This is a genomic window from Streptomyces sp. NPDC001002 (assembly GCF_053599215.1).
The window spans coordinates 1-19,407 of sequence record NZ_JBSFLV010000163.1; the positions used below are offsets into that span (position 1 = coordinate 1).

Below are 19,407 nucleotides of genomic sequence, written 5' to 3' on the forward strand. Positions count from 1 at the left end.
CCTATCGCGCCGACGAGCGTTCGGTGCGCGCGCACTACACCGCCGTCGCCGAGGTCGGCATCGACATCGTCGCCTACAACAACCCGCACGACACCAAGGTCGACCTCACCCCCGAACTCCTCGCCGAACTGCACGCGGCCGGGCTGATCAAGGGCGTGAAGGAGTTCTCCGGCGACCCCCGCCGCATCTACCAGATACAGGAACTCGCCCCCGAACTGGACGTGTTGATCGGCGCCGACGACGTCCTGCTGGAGCTGGCCGTGGCCGGCGCCAAGGGCTGGATCTCCGGCTACCCCAACGCCCTGCCCAAGTCGACGGTCGAGCTGTACCACGCGGCGGTCGAGGGCGATCTGGCCACCGCCGTACCCCTCTACCGTCATCTGCACGCGCTGCACCGCTGGGACTCCAAGGTGGAGTTCGTCCAGGCGATCAAGCTCTCCATGGACATCGTCGGGCGACGCGGCGGCCCGGTCCGGCCGCCCCGGGTGCCGTTGCTGCCGGACCAGGAGAAGGCCGTACGCGAGGCCACCGAGAAGGTCATCGCCCTCGGACTCTCCTGACCCGACCCGCGCCCCACCTAGGCGACCCCGCCGAGGCCGCGCCACTGAGAGGAACTCCCATGCGCAGCAAGCTGGTTCTGCACGCCGTGGACTCGCACACCGAGGGCATGCCCACCCGGGTCGTCACCGGAGGCATCGGCACCATCCCCGGCGCCACGATGGACGAACGCCGGCTGTGGTTCCGCGAACACCGCGACGACGTACGGCACTTCCTCATGGACGAGCCCCGCGGGCACTCCGCGATGAGCGGGGCGATCCTCCAGCCCTCCACCCGCCCCGACTGCGACTACGGCGTCGTCTACATCGAGGTCTCCGGCTACCTCCCGATGTGCGGCCACGGCACGATCGGCGTGGCCACCGTCCTCGTCGAGACCGGCATGGTGCCGGTCGTCGAACCGGTCACCACCGTGCGCCTGGACACCCCGGCGGGCCTGGTGGTCGCCGAGGTGGCCGTCGAGGACGGCGCCGCGAAGTCCGTCACCCTCCGCAACGTGCCCTCCTTCGTCGTCGGCCTGGACCGCAAGGCGACCCTCGCCGACGGCCGCACGGTGACGTACGACCTGGCCTTCGGCGGCAACTTCTACGCGATCCTCCCGCTCGACCAGTTCGAGCTGCCCTTCACCCGCGACCGCAAGGGCGAGATCCTCGCCGCCGGACTCGCCCTGATGGACGCGATCAACTCCGAGGCCCCGCCCGTCCATCCGGAGAACCCGTCCATCCACGGCGTCCACCACGTCTACCTCGCCGCGCCCGGCTCGACCGCCACGCACTCGCGGCACGCGATGGCCATCCACCCGGGCTGGTTCGACCGCTCACCGTGCGGCACCGGCACCTCGGCCCGCATGGCCCAACTGCACGCCCGCGGCGAACTCCCCTTGCACCAGGACTTCTTGAACGAGTCCTTCATCGGTACGTCCTTCACCGGCCGCCTCGTCGAGACCGCAGAGGTCGCCGGAGTCCCCGCCGTCGTCCCGACGATCACCGGCCGGGCCTGGATCACCGGCACCGCGCAGTACCTTCTTGATCCGACCGACCCGTTCCCGTCCGGCTTCGTCCTCTGACCGCACCCCTCCTCCCACAGCCGAGGAAAGGACCCCTCCCATGGCCAAGGCCACCGCCGGGCCCGGCCCCGCCCTGCCCCTCCTCGGCGGCCCCCGCCCCAGCTACCGCGAGAGCGTCGCCAACGCTCTGCGGGCCGCGCTCGTCGCCGGTGAGCTGCGCCCCGGCGAGGTCCACTCCGCCCCCTCGCTCGCCGCCCGCTTCGGTGTCTCGGCGACCCCCGTGCGCGAGGCCATGCTCGACCTCGTCAAGGAGGGCCTGGTCGACACCGTGCCCAACAAGGGCTTCCGAGTCACGGCCGTCTCCGAGCAGCAGCTCGACGAGTACACCCACATCCGCTCGCTGATCGAGATCCCCACCACCACGGCACTCGCCGCCACCGCCGACCCCACCGCCCTCGAAGCCCTGCGCGCGGACGCCGAGGAGATCGTCCGCGCGGCGGCCGACGGCGATCTCATCGCCTACGTGGAGGCCGACCGCCGTTTCCACCTGGGCCTGCTCGCGCTGGCCGGCAACCAGCACCTGGTCGAGGTCGTCGGCGACCTGCGCAAGCGGTCCCGCCTGTACGGCCTGACCGCGCTGGTCGAGCGAGGGCTGCTGACCTCCTCGGCCGAGGAGCACCTGGAGATCCTCGACGCGCTCCTCGCCCGGGACGAGGACCGGGTCCGGGCCGTCATGACCCGCCACCTCGGCCATGTGCGGGGCGACTGGGCCGCCCGCTGAGGCCCCGACGCCGGCCCGTGCGCTCGCCGGGCGGCCGTGGACGGCGTAGCGCATCATGGTCAGTGCACCCGCGGGGGACAGCGGCGCGCTGCGCACCTGCGGGAAGAACAGTGCCGTGAGCTCGCATCTGCGGTCATATATCCGACGTCACCTGTGCATGTGCGGTTGTCGTCCGCGGTCGCTCGGGTACGGTCGTCCGGGAGGTGGTGGTCCGTGATCCAGATCGTGGAGCACGCACAGGGCGAGGGGCCCTACGCCATCGGCGCCGCGCTGGCGGCGGCCGGGCTGCCGTACCGGATCTGCCGGACCTGGGCCGGGGAGCCGGTGCCCGACTCGGTCGAGGGGCTGGCGGGGCTGGTCGTGATGGGCGGGCCGATGGCCGCGTACGAGGACTTCCCGGGGCGCTCCGCCGAGCTGGCGCTGCTGACCGTCGCGCTGGAGGCCGAGGTGCCGGTGCTCGGGGTGTGTCTGGGGGCGCAGTTGCTGGCGGTCGCCGCGGGCGGTGCCGGCCGGCCCGGGTCGGGGACGCAGGTCGGCTGGAGCGACGTACGGATGGCGCCCGCCGCGGCCTCCGATCCGCTGTTCGCCGGTGTCCCCGAGCGGCTGCGGGTGCTGCACTGGCACAGCGACACCATGGAGCTGCCGGCCGGGGCGACGCTGTTGGCCTCCTGCGAGCGGTATCCCGTGCAGGCCTTTCGGGTCGGTGGCTCGGCCTGGGGGATGCAGTTCCATCTGGAGGCGGACAAGGCGACGGTCGACACCTTCGTCGCGGCCTTCCCGGAGGAGGCGGCCATCGCCCCCGAGTTGCTGGAGTCCACGCCCGCCGAACTGGCCGCCGTGGCCCCGCACCGGGACGGTGTGTTCGAGCGCTTCGCCTCCTTCGTGGCGGACCGGGCCGAACAGACCGCCACCCGGGCCTTCTTCACCCACCGGGCGGCCGCCTGGGAGGAACGCTTCGCGGCCGACCAGCCCCGGTACACGGCCGCGGTCGAGCGGATGGGACTGAATCCTGGCCAGTCGGCCCTCGATGTCGGTTGCGGCACCGGCCGCGCGCTGCCCGCCCTCCGCGCGCAGGTCGGTGACGAGGGTGTCGTCCTCGGTGCCGACCTCACGCCCGCGATGCTGACGGCCGCGCGGCGCGAAGGCCGCGCGGATCTCGCCCTGTTGCTGCTCGCCGACGCGACCCGGCTGCCGCTGGCGACCGCGGCCGTGGACGGAATCTTCAGCGCGGGACTCGTCGACCACGTGCCCGACCCCGTGGCGGCGCTGCGCGAGTGGGCCAGGGTCACCGCACCCGGCGGCATCCTGCTGCTCTTCCACCCCTCCGGCCGCGCCGAACGCGCCGCCCGCCACGGCCGCCCCCTCGACCCCGCCGACCTGCTGGCCGAGGAGAACCTCCACCCGGCCCTGCGGGCCGCCGACTGGCACCTGGTCCACTACGAGGACGCCACCCACCACTTCCTGGCCCGAGCGGTCCGCGACCACCCCTGACCTCGGACGCCGAAATCACATTGCCGGAAACGATCTGACGCCGTTACGTTCGGCCCATGGCGGACGACGAACCCACGCGCGCGGCACGGCTGCTGGACGCGCAGGCCAAGGCCGAACGACTCTTCGCGGAGATCGAGACCCGGGGACTGGTGGCGCCCGGCGAGGGCGAGCGGGCGGTCAGCGACCGGATCCGCGACCTGGCCAACGACCTTTTCGGCACCACCCGCCACTGGCACAAGCGCATCGTCCGCTCCGGCCCGAACACCCTCAAGCCCTACCGGGAGAACCCGCCGGACCGCGTGATCGACGCCGACGACATCGTGTTCGCCGACTTCGGCCCGATCTTCGAGGAGTACGAGGCCGACTTCGGCCGCACCTTCGTGCTCGGCGACGACCCGGTCAAGCACCGCCTGCGCGACGACCTCCCCAAGGCCTTCGCGGCCGGCCGCAGCTTCTTCGAGGCCGACCCCGACATCACCGGCGCCCGCCTGTACGCCGAGGTCGCCCGCCTCGCCACGGAGGCCGGCTGGGAGCTGGGCGGCTGGCACGCCGGACATCTCGTCGGCGAGTTCCCGCACGAGACCATCGACGGCGCGGACACGGAGTCGTACATCACCCCCGCCAACGACACCCCCCTGCGCCGCACCGACAAGGCCGGCCGCACCTGCCACTGGATCCTGGAGATCCACCTCATCGACCGCGAACGGGGCTTCGGCGGTTTCTACGAGGAACTGCTCGACCTCTGACCCGGATTGACCCTCCGGCCCTGACGGACCGCCCGCCGAAGGGGTGACGGCGGCGGCCCGCAGGCGCGCCGGGCCCGGGCGGTGTCCGTCCGTCGCGCAGGATCCGGGCCATGTTGCCCGGACTGTGGACCAGGACGGTCGCGCTGCTGCTCGGCCGGCAGGGGCGCTCGCTGCACTTCAAGGCCGCGGGCGGGGCGACCGCCGTCCTCGTGGTGGTGATGCTGCTCGGTTCGTACGCGGTCGTGGCCGCCGAGCACGGTGCGCGCGGGGCGCAGATCACCTCGTACCCCAGGGCGTTGTGGTGGTCGATCGAGACGGCGACCACGGTCGGCTACGGCGACTTCTTCCCGGTGACCCCGTGGGGCCGCGTCATCGGCTCGGTGGTGATGGTCGTCGGGATCACCGCGTACGGCATGGTCACCGCGGCCCTCGCGACCTGGTTCGTGGGCCGTGACGACAAGCGCCGCCACCATCTCGCGCGCGAGGCCGAGGACGCGGCACGCGCGATGCGCGAGGAGGCGACCCGGGCGCTGCACGCACGCTTCGACCGCATCGAGCGCCTGCTGGAGGACCGGGGAAGCCCGTAGGACGGCCGTGTGCGCGGACAGGGGAACCCGGTGGAAAAGCCGTGTGTACGGTGCCGGGGGTACTGTCGGTCGTATGCGGAACGCGCCTGTCAACGCCCTCGGGGACTTCCTGCGCGCCGGCCGTTCCCGCCTGGAACCGGCCGATGTCGGGCTGCCGGTCGGCGGCGGTACCCGTCGGGTCAAGGGGCTGCGGCGGGAAGAGGTCGCCGTGCTGGCAGGAGTCAGCGCCGACTACTACATCCGGCTGGAACAGGGCCGCGAGACCAACCCATCGCCGCAGGTCGTCGACGCGCTCGGCAGGGCGCTGCGCCTGGGTGCCGACGCGCGCGGCCACCTGTTCCGGCTGGCCGGCATCAACCCGCGCACGCAGGTCGACGGTCGCCGCGATCAGGTGCACCCCGATCTGCTGCGGCTGCTGGACGCCTTCCCGACGGCCGCCGCCTACGTCCTGGGTCCCGCCTTCGACATCCTCGCCACCAACGTCGTCGCCGACGCCCTGCTGTCCCCCTTCGAGGGGGAGACCAGCATGCCGCGCATCCTGTTCACCCACCCGCGGGCCCAAGAGGTCTTCCCCGAACGGCAGTTGGTGACCTCGGCGACCGTGTACGCGCTGCGGCTGAACGCGGCCCGGTTCAGCGACGCCCCCGAGATCGACGACCTGGTCCGTGAACTGCTGGAGATCTCGGGGGAGTTCAGGACCCTGTGGAACGACCAGACGGTCCGGGCCCTCACCCGCGCCTACAAGGTGTTCGTCCATCCCGAGGTCGGACGCGTCGAACTCACCTATCAGAGCTTCGACGTACGGGCCGCCCCCGGCCAGGAGCTGCTGGTGGGCTCGGCGGAATCGGGGAGCCGCAGCGCGGAAGCCCTGACGTACCTCGCGTCGATGGCCGCCGCACGCCACTGACCGGTCAGTTCTGGACCGTGGGGCGTACGACGATCTCGTTCACGTCGACGCCCGCGGGCTGGGCGATCGCGTAGCCGACGGCCTCGGCGACCGCCGCCGCGGGCAGCCCGATCAGCTCGGTGGCGACGCGTGCCGCGCGCTGCGTCTCGGCGTCGCCGCCTTGGTGGGTCAGTTCGGATCGGGTGAAGCCGGGGCTGACGACGGTGACCCTGATGTCGGAGTTCTCCTGCCGCAGCCCCTCGGACAGGGCCCGCACCGCGTACTTGGTCGCGCAGTACACGGCAGCCGTCGGGTCGACCCGGTGGGCGGCGGTGGACGCGATGTTCACGACGTGCCCGGAGCGCCGCTCCCGCATCGACGGCAGCACGGCCGCGATCCCGTACAGCACACCCCGCAGATTCACGTCGATCATCTGGTCCCACTCCGCCACACGCAGGGCGGCCAGCGGGGCGAGCGGCATCACTCCCGCGTTGTTGACCAGCACGTCGACGCGCCCGTGCCGAGCCAGCACTGCCTCGACGAAGGCACGGACGCCGTCCCGATCGGTGACGTCCAACTCGGCGTGCTCGGCGCTGAGTCCGGCCTCCCTCAGCTCCTTGGTCAGCAGTGCGAGGCGGTCGGTGCGGCGGGCTCCGAGGACGACATGGTGGCCGGCCGCGGCCAGATGACGGGCGGTCGCCGCACCGATGCCGCTGGACGCCCCCGTCACGATGACGATCTTGCGGTCGACCGAGGTGGAAGCGGTGTTCACGGGAGTCTCCTGAGGGTGCTGAGGGGGTCGGGCTCGGAGTCGACGGTCGTCGACGGTCCGAGTCTTCGCTCGCACGCCTCGGCGAGGAAGGCCGTACGGAGGTGGGTGCCGCACACCCACCCTCGGCCTTCCCTCCGGCCGGATTTCGCGCCCACGGAAAAGGGCTGTGCGCCGACGCGCAAGCGGTGCGGCCGGAGTCTTGGCAGAGTCGTCGGACATGAGCGGATACGCGATGGGAACGGCCCCCTCGGAGGCCGGCAGGCTGGACGTTCAGGACGCGCTGTACGGGGGATTCACCGAGTACCTCTTGAGGGCCGCGGGCCTGCGGGAGGGAATGCGGGTCCTCGATGTCGGCTGCGGCACGGGTGGCGTGTCTCTCGCGGCCGCGCGCATCGTCGGACCGAGCGGCCATGTCGTCGGTGTGGACATGAACGCGCAGGTGCTGGAGACGGCTCGCGCGAATGCGACCGCATCCGGGATGTCCGACATCCGGTTCGAGCACCGGGTGCTGCCCGATGTCGAACTCCCGGAACCCGTCGACGCGTTGGTGGGCCGGCTCGTCCTCATGCATCTGGAGGACCCGGTGGCGGTCGTGAAGGAGCTGACCGGGTCGGTACGTTCCGGCGGTCTCGTGACCTTCCAGGAGGTCAACATCTCCCGGGCGCGGGCCATCCCCGAGGTGCCCCTGGTGACGCGGTGCCGGGAGTGGATCTGCGCGGGGCAGCGAGAGGCGGGCAGCAACCCCGACATGGGCGAACAAGTGGCCCAGGTGCTGCGGTCCGTCGGGGTGGCCGATCCCAGCGTCGCCGTCGCCGTACCGACCGGCGTCGCGGACTCGGCCGCGATGACCCTCGTCACCGAAACCGTCCGCAGCCTCCTCCCGTTGATCGAGCGCAGCGGAACCGCCGACGCCCGGGAAGTGGACATCGACACTCTGCACGGCCGTCTGTCGGACGCGTGCGCCGCGGCGGAGGCGACGGTCTATCTGTCGGAACTGGTCGCAGCCTGGGGACAACTCGCCTAGCTGTCCTGCCAGTCGGCGTACCGAATCCGGCGCAGGTCGAGAACCTCGCCGAGGGTGCTCCACTCGTCCTTGCCCAGGCGGGCCAGCGGGCGCATCCGGGTGACCTCCGGGTGGCCGTCGTCGTCCAGGACGGATTCGTCGACCGCGATGTGAACCACCCGTCCGAAGACCACGGTCGAGTCGCCGAGCCGGAGCGTGCTGTGCAGTTCGCACTCCAGCGCCACGGGGGAGCCGGCCACACGGGACGCCTTCACCCGGGCGCCGGGCTCGCGCGCCACGCCCACGGCGTCGAACTCGCTCACGCCGTGCGGGAAGTCCGTAGCCGTCCTGTTGACCTCCTCGACGAGCGGCTCCGGGGCGAGGTTGACCACGAACTGCCCGGTGGCCTCGACATTGCGCAGGGAGTCCTTGCGGCCGACCGAGGTGAACTGCACGATCGGCGGCGTGACCGACGAGACCGTGAAGAAGGAGTGCGGGGCCAGATTGTCGACGCCGTCCGCGGAGACCGTCGAGACCCAGGCGATGGGGCGCGGCAGGACGGACGCCGTGAGCAGCCGGTAGACGGCCGTCGGCTCCAGCCGGGACAGGTTGAATTCGGTGCGCATAGCAGGGGTGTATCAGATGCCCCTGAGGTCCCGGGCCGCCGTCTCGGCGCTCGCGGCCGGAGAGCACGCCCGTCCGAAAGCACTGTGCGCCGACGCGAAAACGGCCCGCTAAGCTCTGCCGGGTGGCAAGGGCGGTGGAAGGGTACGAGTTCGGGCTGCTGGGGCCACTGAGGGGTCGCCATGACGGGCGCGACCTGGATCTGGGCAGCCCGCTGCAGCGCGCGGTCCTGGTCCGGCTGCTGCTCGCGGAGGGCCGTCAGTGCGGGCTCGACCACCTCATCGACGCGCTGTGGGAGGAGCCGCCCGCCAACGCGGTGCGCTCGCTGCAGACGTACGTCTACCGCATCCGCCTCTCGCTGGGCGAGGAACGTTCCCGACTGGAGACCACGTCCGGTGGCTACCGGCTCCACATCCCTGAACAGGCCGTCGACGCCCTGCGTTTCGAGCGACTCGTCCGGGACGGCGAGGAGTTGGTGGCAGGGCGGCAGAACGGCCCCGCTCCGCGCGGGCAGTCGGGTCCCGCCCTGCGCGCCTTCGACACCGCGCTGGCGCTGTGGTCGGGGGAGCCGCTGTCCGGCGTACCCGGCCCTTACGCCCAGCGGCAGCGCGGGCGGTTCCTCGAACTGCGGCTGAATGCGCGGGTGGCGCGGTTGGGATGCGCCGACGAGATGGGTGAGCACGCCCGCGTGGCGACGGAACTGGTCTCGCTGATCGCCGACCATCCGCTGCGGGAGGACCTGTACGCGCTGCGCATGCGCGCGCTGTACCGGGCCGGGCGGGCGGCGGAGGCCCTGGCGGTCTACGCCGCGGCCCGCGAGACCATGGTGGCCGAACTCGGCATGGAACCGGGGCCGGAGCTGCGCGAGTTGCAGACCCGCATCCTCAGCGGCGCCGAGCCCGAGCCTGTCGAGGCGCCTGCCGAAGGCGGCCGCGCAGATGCCGTGCCGTCCATCGGTGCGTCCGCCGATCCCGCCGCCGACAGCCCGACTTGGTCCGGCGGCGACGGCCAGGAACAGCGCATCGAAGCGGGCGTCGCCCCGCAGGACGACCGGCCCGCGACGACACGGGTCGAGGCGGCCCCGGTCGGCGACCGTCCGCAGCAACTCCCGCCCGCGCCCGGCGACTTCGTCGGGCGGGAGCGGCTGGGGGAGCGGCTCCGGCTCGCGTTGCGGCCCAGCGGGGAAGCCGTCTCGCTCGCGGTGCTCAGCGGTATCGGCGGCGTGGGTAAGACAGCGCTCGCCTTGCGCCTGGCCCACGGCATCCGCGGCGACTACCCGGACGGGCAGCTCTACGTGGACCTGCGCGGTGACGGCGGCCAACCCGCCGATCCCGCCGACGTGTTGGTCGACTTCCTCCTCGCGCTCGGCATGCCCGCCGCCCGCGTCCCCGCGACGCCCACCGCCCGCGCCGGCGCCTATCGCACCCTGACCGCCGACCGCCGGATCCTGGTGGTCCTGGACAACGCGTACGACACCGACCAGGTGACCCCGCTGCTCCCGGGCACCCCCGGCAACGCCGCGCTGATCACGACCCGGCACCGGTCCCTCGTACCGCCGGGCGCGACGCGGTTCGAGGTGCCGGTGCCCGATCAGCGGGAGGCGGTGGCCATGCTGGGCCGGTTCACCGGCGACGCCCAGATCGCCGCCGACCCGGAACTCGCACTCGAACTGGTCGGCGCGTGCGGGCAGTTGCCGCTGGCGCTGCGCATCATCGGAGCCCGCGCGGCGGCCCGTCCCGGCCGCGGTCTCGGTGCGCAGTTGCTGCGGCTGCGCGCCGAGGAGCACCAGCTCGACGAGTTGCGGGCCGGCGGCATGTCGGTGGAGGCCACCTTCCAGGTCGGCTACCGCGCCCTCGCCCCCGCGCAGGCCCGGGCGATGCGTCTGTGCGCGCTGCTCGACGCGGCCGACTTCCCGGTCGCGGTCGCGGCGGTCCTGCTCGACCAGCCGGAACAGGAGACCGAGGAGCAACTGGAACATCTGGTGGAGGCCGGTCTGCTCGAACCGCACTCGGCCGACCGCTACCGATTCCACGATCTGGTACGGGCGTTCGCCGCCCGGCGTGCCGACCGCGAGGACCCCGTCGCGGAGCGCGAGGCGGCACTGGTGCGGCTGGCGATGTTCCTGCACGCCACCCTGCTCCAGGCCATGAGCGCGACCGAACGGTCCGGCTCGCTCAGCACCCATCTCTTCGCCGTGCCGTCGACCGGACTGCGGTTCGCCGACGCCGAGGAGGCCCGCACCTGGCTGCTGGCCGAACACACCCTGCTGGTCTCGGTGTTCTCCCGGGTGCTGCGCGACATCCCGGACGCCGCGCGGATCGTCGTCGCCGCACTGTCGGTGATCGCGTCGAGCGGGCTCTTCGCCGGGCCCGCGCACCAGCGGGAACTGGAACGCGTCACGGACCACGCGGTCGCGGCGGCCGACCTGGGCGACGACCCGGCGATGCCGTCGCAGACCCGGCACATCCGGGGCTGGCTCGGCTTCATCCGCGGTGATCTGACGGCGGCGGAGACCGATCTGCGCGAGGGGATCGGGCGGGCACGGGACGGCGACGACCGGATGACGTTCTTCATGTCCACGCGGCTGCTTTCGGTCGTCCTGGCGGACCAGGGGCGGACCGCGGAGGCCGTCGAGTTCTTCGCCGAGTCGGAGGCCGTCGCCGGCGCGCCGGACGACCCGAACAGCCCGGCCTACTTCCTTGAGGAGGTGGCCCGCCTGTTCACCGTGCTGAGCTCGGACCAGGCAGAGGTGAACATCTCCGCGGCCCGGCATGTGTACGAGGTGAGCGACCGCCTGCGGAAGGCAGCCGCACAGCGCTGAGCAGCGCTTTCACCCGCCGTCGATCAGACGTTGATCCCTGTTCGGCACCGTGGTCCGCGAACGGACCCCAGCACGGTGGTCCGAGAACAGGTGAGACCGACAGGTGACAGACATGCTCAAGATCGGTCTGGGAGCGCCCCAGTACGGATCGTTCACCGACCCCGCCACGATCTCCGGCTTCGCCGCCGACGTCGAAACGATCGGCTTCGACAGTCTGTGGGTGGGTGACCGGGCCCTCGTACCGACCCGGCCCCGTGACCCCTACCCCGGCGGCGGCCCCGTACCGGAGGAGTACCGCACCTTCCTGGACCCCATCGCCACCCTCTCCTTCCTGGCGCACGCCACCCGCCGGCTGCGCCTGGGGACCAGCACGCTGAACGCGCCCTTCTACTCCCCGCTCCTGCTGGCCCGCTCGCTGACGACCGTCGACATCCTCAGCGGCGGCCGGCTCGACATCGGGTTCGGACTCGGCTGGTCGTCCGACGAGTACGAGGGCATCGGTGTGCCGTGGCAGGGCCGCGGGGCGCGGCTGGAGGAGATCCTGGACGTCCTGGATCACGTCTGGTCGGGTACGTCCGCCGAGCACAAGGGGGCGCTGTGGACGATTCCGAGTGCGCACATCGAGACGCTCCCCGTGCAGCGTCCCCGCCCGCCGGTGCTCCTGGGCGGCTTCACCCCGGCCACCCTGGAACGTATCGGCCGGCGCGCGGACGGCTGGGCGGGAGTGGCGCTGCCGGTTCCCCAACTGGCCCACGTCATCAGCCGAATCCGGCAGATCGCGGCGTCGAGCGGACGTGACCCCGACGCCCTGCGCACCGTCGTCCGAGTCAACCCCGCGGTGACGTCCGAGGCCGCACCGAGCGACGCCGTCCCGCGCCGGGGCACGGTCCTGCAGGTGTCGGACTACCTGCTCGCCGCCCACGCGGCCGGAGCCGACGAGGTCCTCGTCGACCTGCAGCAGACCGCGCGGAACCCGGAAGAACTGACCGACCTGGCACACCGTTTCCACGAACAACTGAGCAAGGGTTAGGGAGCACCATGTCCGACGTGATCACCGAGAAGCCGGATGTCCACGACATGGTGGTGGTGCACCGCACGTTCCGCCGATCGTGCGCGGAACTGCCTGATCTGGTGCGCGGGCTGCGGCCCGGCGACACCGCGCGGGCCGAACTGGTCGTGGACGCGGTGCGGTTCATGCTCATGGGTCTTGAAGCCCACCACGTCAGCGAGGACGAGTTCCTCTGGCCCCGGCTCGCGGCACGGACGGCGGGCCAGGCCGAGACGATCGCCCGCATGGAGGAACAGCACCACCGACTCGACGAGTTGGTCGTGCAGCTGACGGGCGCGCTGGACAGTCTGGCCGCCGATCCCCGACAGCCCCTCTGCACGCAGGTGGCGGAGCAACTCACCGAACTGGGCGCGGTGTTGACCGCGCACATGGACGAGGAGGAGCGCACCATCCTGCCGTTGGCCGCGGAGTGCCTGTCCGTCGCCGAGTGGGAGCGACTGGGCGAGATCAGTCTGGCGAAGCTGGACAAGAAGCATCTGCTGCGCGCCTTCAGCGCGTTGATGGCGGTGGCGACGCCCGAGGAACAACGGACGATCCTCACCAAGGCGCCCCTGCCCGCCCGCGTCCTGTGGCGCCTGACCGGCCGCCGCGCACACGCCCGCTGGGAGGCCCGCCTGTACGGAACCTGACCTACGCGCGCAGCCCCAACTGATCGACCACGTCCGCGACTTGAGCCCGGTCCTCGGTGCCGAGACCGCGCAGCGGCAGTGGAAGGCTGCGTGGCGGGGTGAGGCCGACGTACGCGGCGGCCTCGGCGATCACGCGCAGGGAGCCGTGCAGGGCGAAGAGGTCCCACAGTGGCTGAAGCCGTTGCGACTCCTGCTGGGCCCGCTCGGCGTCGCCGGACCGCACGGCCCGGGTGATCGTCAGTGCCGCCTCCGGGAAGGTACCGGCGATCACCGAATACCAGGCGTCACAACCGGCGTTGAGCCCCGTGGCCGCGTAGGCGTCGCCGCTGACGCCCACGGTCACGTGCTCGGGAAGGATCCGGCGCAGCACCTGGACACGCGCTCGGGCGACTTCGAGGTCGCCGGGCACACCGGGGATCTTGATCGACGCCACGTGCGGCAGCTCGGCCACGCGTGCGTACAGCTCGTCGGTGAAGGTGAAGTGCGTGGTGCCCGGGTTGTCGTAGACGACCAGCGGTACCGAGAGGTTCGCCGTGATGTCCTCGAAAAGTCCGAACACCTCGTCCTCGGTCAGTCGCTGGTACGACATCGGCGCGAGCAACACCCCGGCCGCACCGGCCTGTTGGGCGTCCTCCGCGGCCTCCAGCACGTGCCGGGTGCGCAGCGCGCCGATGCCCGCGACGACCGGGGTCGAGCCGGCGTTCGCCACCGCGATGCGCAGCGCGTGGGCGCGTTCCTCGCGGGTGAGGTAGGCGTAGGAGCCCGTGGAACCCAGGGCCCCGATCGAGTCGACGCCGGCCGCGGCGAGACGGGCGACCAGAGCGGCGAACGAGTCCTCGTCGACACCGTCCTCGGTGACCGGGGTGAGGGGAAAGGCACTCAGGCCGGTGAACATCAACTTCTCCTTGAGAGCGGGAGTTGAGGGCGGGAGTTGAGGGCGGGAGTCGAGAGCGGGAGGCAGGTACGACGAGAGACACAGCGGCCGGTGACTACAGAGGATTGGCCCGCAGCCACGCCAGCACCTCGTCGGCGTGGGCGTTCGGCGGGAAGACGGGATAGAAGACGTGCTCGATCACACCGTCGCGGACGACGAGCGTCAGCCGTTTGTAGAGCGTCATCCCGCTGGTCTCGAAGAGGGGCAGGTCCAGCGCCCCGGCCAGGCTCCGCTCCGGGTCGGAGAGCATCTCGAAGGGCAGATACAGCCGCTCGACCACCTCCCGCTGGTAGTCGGGCTCCTGGCTGGACAGGCCGAACACCCGGACCGCTCCGGCGGCCAGCAGCTCCTGGTAGTGGTCGCGGAAGCCGCACGCTTCGGGCGTACAGCCGCGCGCCCCCGGAATCGCGTCCCACCCCTCGGGCAGGTCGGTGCCCGGCCGCCCGGTGAGCGGATACACGTACACCACCGTCCGCCCCTCACCGAGCGCGTCGAGCCGGACCGACGTCCCCCCGCTGCCGCGCAGCTCCAGCGGCGGGACCGGCAGGCCGGGCAGGTGGGCGGCCGCGCCGTCGTCCTGGGGGACGGGCAGATCGGCGGGCAGACTCGTGTAGTCCATCAAGGGCTCCTGACGTCCGTCGGCCGGTGCGGCGCAGCTGTTGCGGTGGGCGGCCGTCAGCAGATGCGCGACCAGCGTGGTCCGGCGGGCGGTGAGGCCCGCGATGCGCTGCGAGAGATCGTCGATCGCCTCCCGGTACCCGGCCAGCGAGGCGGGACAGTCGTCGCCGTACTCATGGCCGACCGCCAGACAGTCCAGGAAGGGACGGGTGCGCTCCACGGGGATCCCGAGGTCGCTCAGCGCACGGATCTCCCGCACGAGCCGCAGGTCGTGCGCGTCGTAACTCCGGTAGCCGTTGGGCAGCCGCTCAGGGGTCAGCAGCCCCAGCGATTCGTAGTAACGCACCGCTTTCGTCGTCACGCCCGCCTTGGCGGCCAGTTCACCGATGTGCATGTCTCTCACCTCAACGAACGCTAGACCTTGCCCCTGGGGGCAAGGTCAAGGCGCTTCGAAAGGCGAGGGCACGGTCGCGGCTCAGCTGTCCAGGAAGATCTAGATGTCCCGGAAGATCTCGATCTGCGCCCCGATGGAGTTCAGACGCTCGGCGAGGTCCTCGTACCCCCGGTTGATGACGTAGACGTTGCGCAGCACGGACGTGCCGTCGGCCGCCATCATCGCCAGCAGGACGACCACGGCGGGGCGCAGGGCCGGCGGGCACATCATCTCGGCGGCCCGCCAGCGGGTCGGGCCCTCGACCAACACGCGGTGCGGGTCGAGGAGTTGGAGCCGGCCGCCGAGGCGGTTGAGGTCCGTGAGGTAGATCGCGCGGTTGTCGTAGACCCAGTCGTGGATGAGGGTCTTGCCCTGCGCGACCGCCGCGATGGCCGCGAAGAACGGCACGTTGTCGATGTTCAGGCCCGGGAACGGCATCGGGTGGATCTTGTCGATCGGCGCCTCCAGCTTGGAGGGCCGGACCGTGAGGTCCACCAGGCGCGTACGGCCGTTGTCCGCGAAGTACTCGGGCGTACGGTCGTGGTCGAGGCCCATCTCCTCCAGGACCGCGAGTTCGATCTCCAGGAACTCGATCGGCACCCGGCGCACCGTCAGCTCCGACTCCGTGACCACCGCGGCGGCCACCAGGCTCATCGCCTCGACCGGGTCCTCGGAGGGGGAGTAGTCGACGTCGACGTCGATGTTCGGCACGCCGTGCACGGTCAGGGTGGTGGTGCCGATGCCCTCGACCCGGACGCCGAGCGCCTCCAGGAAGAAGCACAGGTCCTGGACCATGTAGTTGGAGGACGCGTTGCGGATGACGGTGACACCGTCGTGCCGCGAGGCGGCCAGCAGCGCGTTCTCGGTGACCGTGTCGCCGCGCTCGGTCAGCACGATCGGGCGGTCGGGGCGCACGCTCCGGTCGACCTGCGCGTGGTACTGGTTCTCGGTCGCCGCGATGTCCAGACCGAACCGGCGCAGCGCGATCATGTGCGGCTCGATGGTCCGCGTACCGAGGTCGCAGCCGCCGGCGTAGGGCAGCTTGAAGTGGTCCATGCGGTGCAGCAGCGGGCCCAGGAACATGATGATCGAGCGCGTGCGTACGGCCGCCTCTGCGTCGATCGCCGCCATGTTCAGCTCGGCCGGCGGCACGATCTCCAGGTCGACCCCGTCGTTGATCCACCGGGCGCGCACACCGATCGAGCTGAGCACCTCCAGGAGGCGGTAGACCTCCTCGATCCGGGCCACCCGGCGCAGCACTGTGCGCCCCTGGTTGAGCAGAGAGGCGCACAGCAGTGCCACGCAGGCGTTCTTGCTGGTCTTGACGTCGATGGCGCCGGACAGCCGACGACCACCGACGACTCGCAGATGCATCGGACCCGCATAGCCCAGCGAGACGATCTCGCTCTCCAGCGCTTCACCGATTCGAGCGATCATCTCAAGGCTGATGTTCTGGTTGCCGCGCTCGATGCGGTTGACCGCGCTCTGACTGGTGCCGAGCGCCTCCGCGAGCTGCGCCTGTGTCCAGCCACGGTGTTGCCGGGCGTCACGGATGAGCTTGCCGATGCGTACGAGGTAATCGTCTGCCATGGGGTTGAGGCTATCTCAGATATGAGATGGCGCCTCTTGAGGGGTCCATTCGGGTGACTGCCGGTCAGTCGTCCTTCTTCGTGCGCGTCTTGCGCCACCCGAAAGGCCCGGGCAAATCCATAGATGTCGTACGTCGTCCGGTCGTGCTGCGCGTGTACCGCGGACCGCGCTTCCCGCCGGTGGTGAAGGACATCGAGCGCTTGTTGATGTTCAACCGAAGCCAAGGAAGGATCCGGAAGCTCTTGCGGAACGTGAGCGGCATCCCCGCCCCCTTTCGTCCTGGAGCGGGTACCCCGAAGACGCGCGGGTATGGCGGTCGGCACGCATCGGATGTCGGGCCGCGTGCCCCCGTCAGCCGCAGCCCGCAAGGGAGTTGGCGTCGGGTCCGGCCACCGGTGTCAGGCCGTGGTAGACGCGCGGCGCGCCGTCGAGGGTGAGGGTGACGCGGCCGTGGACGGGTGACAGCTGACGGCTGCGGCCCACGGCGTCCAGCTCGCGCACGGCGGTGCCGGCGGTGACCTTGAGCTGCGTCTTGGTCGGCCAGGGGTCCACCCAGGCCTCCGGGGCGGGGAAGTGCCAGTCGGTGCGCGTGCCGGAGGTGTTCAGCAGGTAGCCGTCGGCCCGGTTCCACAGGACGACCGCCGGGCCGTCGGGGGTGTCGAACCACAGGCCGAAGGTCTTCGGGTCGGGGAAGGTCAGCCGGCCCCGGAAGACGGCCTCGTCGAGGACGCGCGCCGCGGTCGCGTACGCCAGCAGCGACGGCTTCGGGCTCAGGTCGCGGTTCATCAGCCCGTAGTGGTACTCGACGTTGTCCGGATCGGCGATCTGCGGCATGCCCAGCACGCTGTCGTGGAACTGGTACCAGCACACGCAGGTCACCCCCTCGGCCTTGGCCAGCGCCAGGGAGAGCAGGACGTTCTCGGCGGCGTGCCGGTAGGTGTCGTGCCACCAGCTGTTCGGCTTGGTCGGCGCGTACGCCTCGGTCAGCCAGATCTCCTTCTCGCCGTGCTGCGCCATCAGCGCCTTGAGCTGCTTGAGGCCGCCGTAGAAGTTCCAGTACGTGCCAGCCGAGCCGGTGCTCCAGTCGTCGCCCGGCGGTATGTAGTCCGGGGTGAAGTTGCCGCGGCCGGGATGGTAGGCGAACGCGTCGATCAGGTCCCAGCCGCCGGCGGCGATGAAGTTCTCCACCCAGGGCTTGTCCATCCCGGCGAGTCCGTTGTTCATCAGCTTCACGGCGTCGCCGGTCATGGCCCGTCGGTCGAAGACCGGGCGCAGCGCCTTGTCCAGGTAGGCCTGGGCGGCCGTGCCGGTGTTGAACGGCTTGTTCAGTTCGTTGCCGACCTCGAAATACCCGGCCCCGGCGCCCTGCGCCACGGCCAGTGTGTCGGCCGCCCAGGCCGCCGCCTCGGTGTCGGTCGCGTCGAGGGACGGCTGCAGTTCGATGTTGTGGCGCATGCCCCGCGCGTCGAACGCCGAGGGCGGCAGACCCGGGCCGCCGTCGTAGGCGATACGCACCAGGGAGATGCCGGCCCGCTGCCAGAGGTCGAGCACGGCGTCGGCGCTCGGCCGTTGCAGCCAGGGGTAGTTGGCGATCCCGAACATGCTGTCCGTGCCTGCCTGGTAGGCGAACGGCGGCAGGGTCGCGAGGTTGGTCCGCGCGAACGCCTCGTCGTCCCCGGACCGTACGACGACCTCGGCGAACACGACGCCGGCGGCCGGCGCGGGCACGGTGAAGGTGTGCTGCCAGGTGCCGGCCGCGGCGATGCTGCCGGACACCGTGCTCGCGGCCAGCTGCGTGCCGTCGAAGTCCCTTACGGACAGCTCCAGTTCAGCCGTACGCGCACCTCCGCCGTTCGCGACCAGCGCGGTGAGCTGCATCGGCTCGCCGGGCACCTGGTAGAGGTTGAAGTCCCGGTCGGTGGTCAGCTCCAGGCCGAGTTCGACGCCGCGGCCGATGGTGGCCGTGGCCGACGGTCTGGTCTCGGAGAAGAAGAAGTCGGCGCGGCTGGTCCACCCGCCGGCCGGGTCGGCCGTGCCCGGAGCGTGGATCCAGGTCGCGTTCGTCCAGGCCTGGCGTGAGCGGTCCAGCAGGAACAGACCGTGCCGGCCGCCCCAGGTCGAGGTGTGCGCGACGCCGGCGGTCTCCTCGTAGGGGATGCCGCCGCCGGAGTCCCGTACCCACTCGGTGATCGCGATGTAGTCGTCGGGTGCGGTCGGCGCCTGGATCGCCCGGCTGAACAGGAAGCCGTCAGGCAGCAGGGTGGCCGCGCCGGTGATCCGCCACTCCAGGCGGGCATGGCCGGTGCTCACGCTGAACCAACCCGTGACGGTGACCGCGCCGGCGGCCGCGTCGAAGGTGTAGTCCATCCGGATCGCCGGTGTCCCGTCCGCCAGTGCGGACAGCACGGGGGTGCCGCCGGTCGACAGGTGGATGCCGGTGAGCTGGTCCTTGATCTGGAACTTCGAGCCGGCGCTCCGGGTGACTCCGGCCGCGTCGCGGATGGCGAGCCGGCCGCCGACGCTCGCCAGCAGGCTGATCCCGCCGGCGGTCAGGGTGACATCGCCGTCCGCGGCGTGCGCGGTCACGGGGGTGGACTCGGCGATCAGTACGACGCCGGCCGCGAGCGCCGCGCCGAGAAGACCGCGACGGCTGAGGCGGCCGCCTTCGGCAGGTGGGGTCATCGTCTGCTCCTGTCTGGCCGGGAACGGTCGTGATAATGCCTATCTTCAACTTCGTGCCACGGACCGTCTCAATCGGACATGCCGTCGGTCAAGGGGTATTGCGCATTTGTTTCGGTCGGTTTAACGTCACCGACGACCGCTGAAGTTACGCATTATCACCGGAGGACCGATGCCAACGAA

18 protein-coding genes are annotated in these 19,407 nt (G+C 71.3%); 11 read left to right on the forward strand and 7 right to left on the reverse strand.

The genetic code is table 11. The features are described from left to right. The 7 genes from ACWDR3_RS40815 to ACWDR3_RS40845 form a co-directional block, all read left to right on the forward strand. Positions 1–560 (forward strand): dihydrodipicolinate synthase family protein (locus ACWDR3_RS40815; RefSeq protein ID WP_450357659.1); only part of this gene is annotated, 560 nt, incomplete at its 5' end. A gap of 59 nt (positions 561–619) precedes the next feature. Beyond that, positions 620–1,621 carry a proline racemase family protein gene (locus ACWDR3_RS40820; protein WP_450357660.1) on the forward strand — a complete coding sequence of 334 codons (1,002 nt, stop codon included), beginning with the start codon at positions 620–622 and terminating at the stop codon, positions 1,619–1,621. Between the two features lie 40 nt (positions 1,622–1,661). After that, entirely contained in the window at positions 1,662–2,342 is a 681-nt protein-coding gene (locus ACWDR3_RS40825) for a GntR family transcriptional regulator (protein ID WP_450357661.1), read from the forward strand. Between the two features lie 213 nt (positions 2,343–2,555). Next, positions 2,556–3,833, forward strand: coding sequence for a methyltransferase domain-containing protein (locus ACWDR3_RS40830; RefSeq protein ID WP_450357662.1), 1,278 nt, complete (start codon positions 2,556–2,558; stop codon positions 3,831–3,833). Positions 3,834–3,889: 56 nt separating this feature from the next. After that, positions 3,890–4,579, forward strand: coding sequence for a M24 family metallopeptidase (locus ACWDR3_RS40835; protein ID WP_450357663.1), 690 nt, complete (start codon positions 3,890–3,892; stop codon positions 4,577–4,579). 110 nt (positions 4,580–4,689) lie between these two features. After that, complete coding sequence (locus ACWDR3_RS40840) at positions 4,690–5,166, forward strand: potassium channel family protein (RefSeq protein WP_450357664.1); 477 nt, start codon at positions 4,690–4,692, stop codon at positions 5,164–5,166. Between the two features lie 73 nt (positions 5,167–5,239). After that, on the forward strand, positions 5,240–6,073 hold the full coding sequence (locus ACWDR3_RS40845; RefSeq protein ID WP_450357665.1) for a helix-turn-helix transcriptional regulator: 834 nt from the start codon (positions 5,240–5,242) through the stop codon (positions 6,071–6,073). A gap of 4 nt (positions 6,074–6,077) precedes the next feature. Here ACWDR3_RS40845 and ACWDR3_RS40850 read toward each other — a convergent pair whose 3' ends face one another. After that, a complete protein-coding gene (locus ACWDR3_RS40850) occupies positions 6,078–6,824 on the reverse strand; it encodes an SDR family oxidoreductase (RefSeq protein WP_450357666.1) in 747 nt (248 codons plus the stop codon). 217 nt (positions 6,825–7,041) lie between these two features. On the opposite strand from ACWDR3_RS40850, the gene ACWDR3_RS40855 reads away from it, so the two are divergent. After that, complete coding sequence (locus ACWDR3_RS40855; RefSeq protein ID WP_450357667.1) at positions 7,042–7,848, forward strand: class I SAM-dependent methyltransferase; 807 nt, start codon at positions 7,042–7,044, stop codon at positions 7,846–7,848. Here ACWDR3_RS40855 and ACWDR3_RS40860 read toward each other — a convergent pair. Then, positions 7,845–8,453 (reverse strand): flavin reductase family protein, encoded by a 609-nt coding sequence (locus tag ACWDR3_RS40860; RefSeq protein WP_450357668.1) that lies wholly within the window; start codon positions 8,451–8,453, stop codon positions 7,845–7,847. The two genes, ACWDR3_RS40855 and ACWDR3_RS40860, sit on opposite strands and share 4 nt — an antisense overlap. A gap of 122 nt (positions 8,454–8,575) precedes the next feature. On the opposite strand from ACWDR3_RS40860, the gene ACWDR3_RS40865 reads away from it, so the two are divergent. The 3 genes from ACWDR3_RS40865 to ACWDR3_RS40875 all read left to right on the forward strand — a co-directional run bounded on the left by ACWDR3_RS40865 (position 8,576) and on the right by ACWDR3_RS40875 (position 12,970). Further along, positions 8,576–11,272 carry a BTAD domain-containing putative transcriptional regulator gene (locus ACWDR3_RS40865; RefSeq protein WP_450357669.1) on the forward strand — a complete coding sequence of 899 codons (2,697 nt, stop codon included), beginning with the start codon at positions 8,576–8,578 and terminating at the stop codon, positions 11,270–11,272. Between the two features lie 112 nt (positions 11,273–11,384). After that, on the forward strand, positions 11,385–12,302 hold the full coding sequence (locus ACWDR3_RS40870) for a TIGR03619 family F420-dependent LLM class oxidoreductase (protein ID WP_450357670.1): 918 nt from the start codon (positions 11,385–11,387) through the stop codon (positions 12,300–12,302). Between the two features lie 8 nt (positions 12,303–12,310). Continuing rightward, entirely contained in the window at positions 12,311–12,970 is a 660-nt protein-coding gene (locus ACWDR3_RS40875) for a hemerythrin domain-containing protein (RefSeq protein ID WP_450357671.1), read from the forward strand. 1 nt (position 12,971) lies between these two features. Here ACWDR3_RS40875 and ACWDR3_RS40880 read toward each other — a convergent pair whose 3' ends face one another. The 5 genes from ACWDR3_RS40880 to ACWDR3_RS40900 form a co-directional block, all read right to left on the reverse strand. Continuing rightward, positions 12,972–13,865, reverse strand: coding sequence for a dihydrodipicolinate synthase family protein (locus tag ACWDR3_RS40880; protein WP_450357672.1), 894 nt, complete (start codon positions 13,863–13,865; stop codon positions 12,972–12,974). Between the two features lie 94 nt (positions 13,866–13,959). Continuing rightward, positions 13,960–14,916 carry a redoxin family protein gene (locus tag ACWDR3_RS40885; RefSeq protein WP_450357673.1) on the reverse strand — a complete coding sequence of 319 codons (957 nt, stop codon included), beginning with the start codon at positions 14,914–14,916 and terminating at the stop codon, positions 13,960–13,962. A gap of 99 nt (positions 14,917–15,015) precedes the next feature. Next, positions 15,016–16,545: a helix-turn-helix domain-containing protein gene (locus ACWDR3_RS40890; RefSeq protein WP_450357674.1), complete on the reverse strand. Its 1,530-nt coding sequence runs from the start codon at positions 16,543–16,545 to the stop codon at positions 15,016–15,018. A 64-nt stretch (positions 16,546–16,609) separates the two neighbouring features. Beyond that, positions 16,610–16,807 carry a DUF4236 domain-containing protein gene (locus ACWDR3_RS40895; RefSeq protein WP_450357675.1) on the reverse strand — a complete coding sequence of 66 codons (198 nt, stop codon included), beginning with the start codon at positions 16,805–16,807 and terminating at the stop codon, positions 16,610–16,612. 89 nt (positions 16,808–16,896) lie between these two features. Beyond that, complete coding sequence (locus ACWDR3_RS40900) at positions 16,897–19,227, reverse strand: hypothetical protein (protein WP_450357676.1); 2,331 nt, start codon at positions 19,225–19,227, stop codon at positions 16,897–16,899. Between the last annotated feature and the right edge of the window lie 180 nt (positions 19,228–19,407).

Excerpts from the sequence above, each read along its gene's own strand:
- ACWDR3_RS40875 (WP_450357671.1), top strand. The coding sequence starts at position 12,311 with ATGTCCGACGTGATCACCGAGAAGCCGGATGTCCACGACATGGTGGTG.
- ACWDR3_RS40855 (WP_450357667.1), top strand. The coding sequence starts at position 7,042 with ATGAGCGGATACGCGATGGGAACGGCCCCCTCGGAGGCCGGCAGGCTG.
- ACWDR3_RS40870 (WP_450357670.1), top strand. The coding sequence starts at position 11,385 with ATGCTCAAGATCGGTCTGGGAGCGCCCCAGTACGGATCGTTCACCGAC.
- ACWDR3_RS40900 (WP_450357676.1), bottom strand. The coding sequence starts at position 19,227 with ATGACCCCACCTGCCGAAGGCGGCCGCCTCAGCCGTCGCGGTCTTCTC.
- ACWDR3_RS40895 (WP_450357675.1), bottom strand. The coding sequence starts at position 16,807 with ATGCCGCTCACGTTCCGCAAGAGCTTCCGGATCCTTCCTTGGCTTCGG.
- ACWDR3_RS40890 (WP_450357674.1), bottom strand. The coding sequence starts at position 16,545 with ATGGCAGACGATTACCTCGTACGCATCGGCAAGCTCATCCGTGACGCC.
- ACWDR3_RS40885 (WP_450357673.1), bottom strand. The coding sequence starts at position 14,916 with ATGCACATCGGTGAACTGGCCGCCAAGGCGGGCGTGACGACGAAAGCG.
- ACWDR3_RS40835 (WP_450357663.1), top strand. The coding sequence starts at position 3,890 with ATGGCGGACGACGAACCCACGCGCGCGGCACGGCTGCTGGACGCGCAG.
- ACWDR3_RS40845 (WP_450357665.1), top strand. The coding sequence starts at position 5,240 with ATGCGGAACGCGCCTGTCAACGCCCTCGGGGACTTCCTGCGCGCCGGC.
- ACWDR3_RS40860 (WP_450357668.1), bottom strand. The coding sequence starts at position 8,453 with ATGCGCACCGAATTCAACCTGTCCCGGCTGGAGCCGACGGCCGTCTAC.
- ACWDR3_RS40840 (WP_450357664.1), top strand. The coding sequence starts at position 4,690 with ATGTTGCCCGGACTGTGGACCAGGACGGTCGCGCTGCTGCTCGGCCGG.
- ACWDR3_RS40820 (WP_450357660.1), top strand. The coding sequence starts at position 620 with ATGCGCAGCAAGCTGGTTCTGCACGCCGTGGACTCGCACACCGAGGGC.
- ACWDR3_RS40825 (WP_450357661.1), top strand. The coding sequence starts at position 1,662 with ATGGCCAAGGCCACCGCCGGGCCCGGCCCCGCCCTGCCCCTCCTCGGC.
- ACWDR3_RS40880 (WP_450357672.1), bottom strand. The coding sequence starts at position 13,865 with ATGTTCACCGGCCTGAGTGCCTTTCCCCTCACCCCGGTCACCGAGGAC.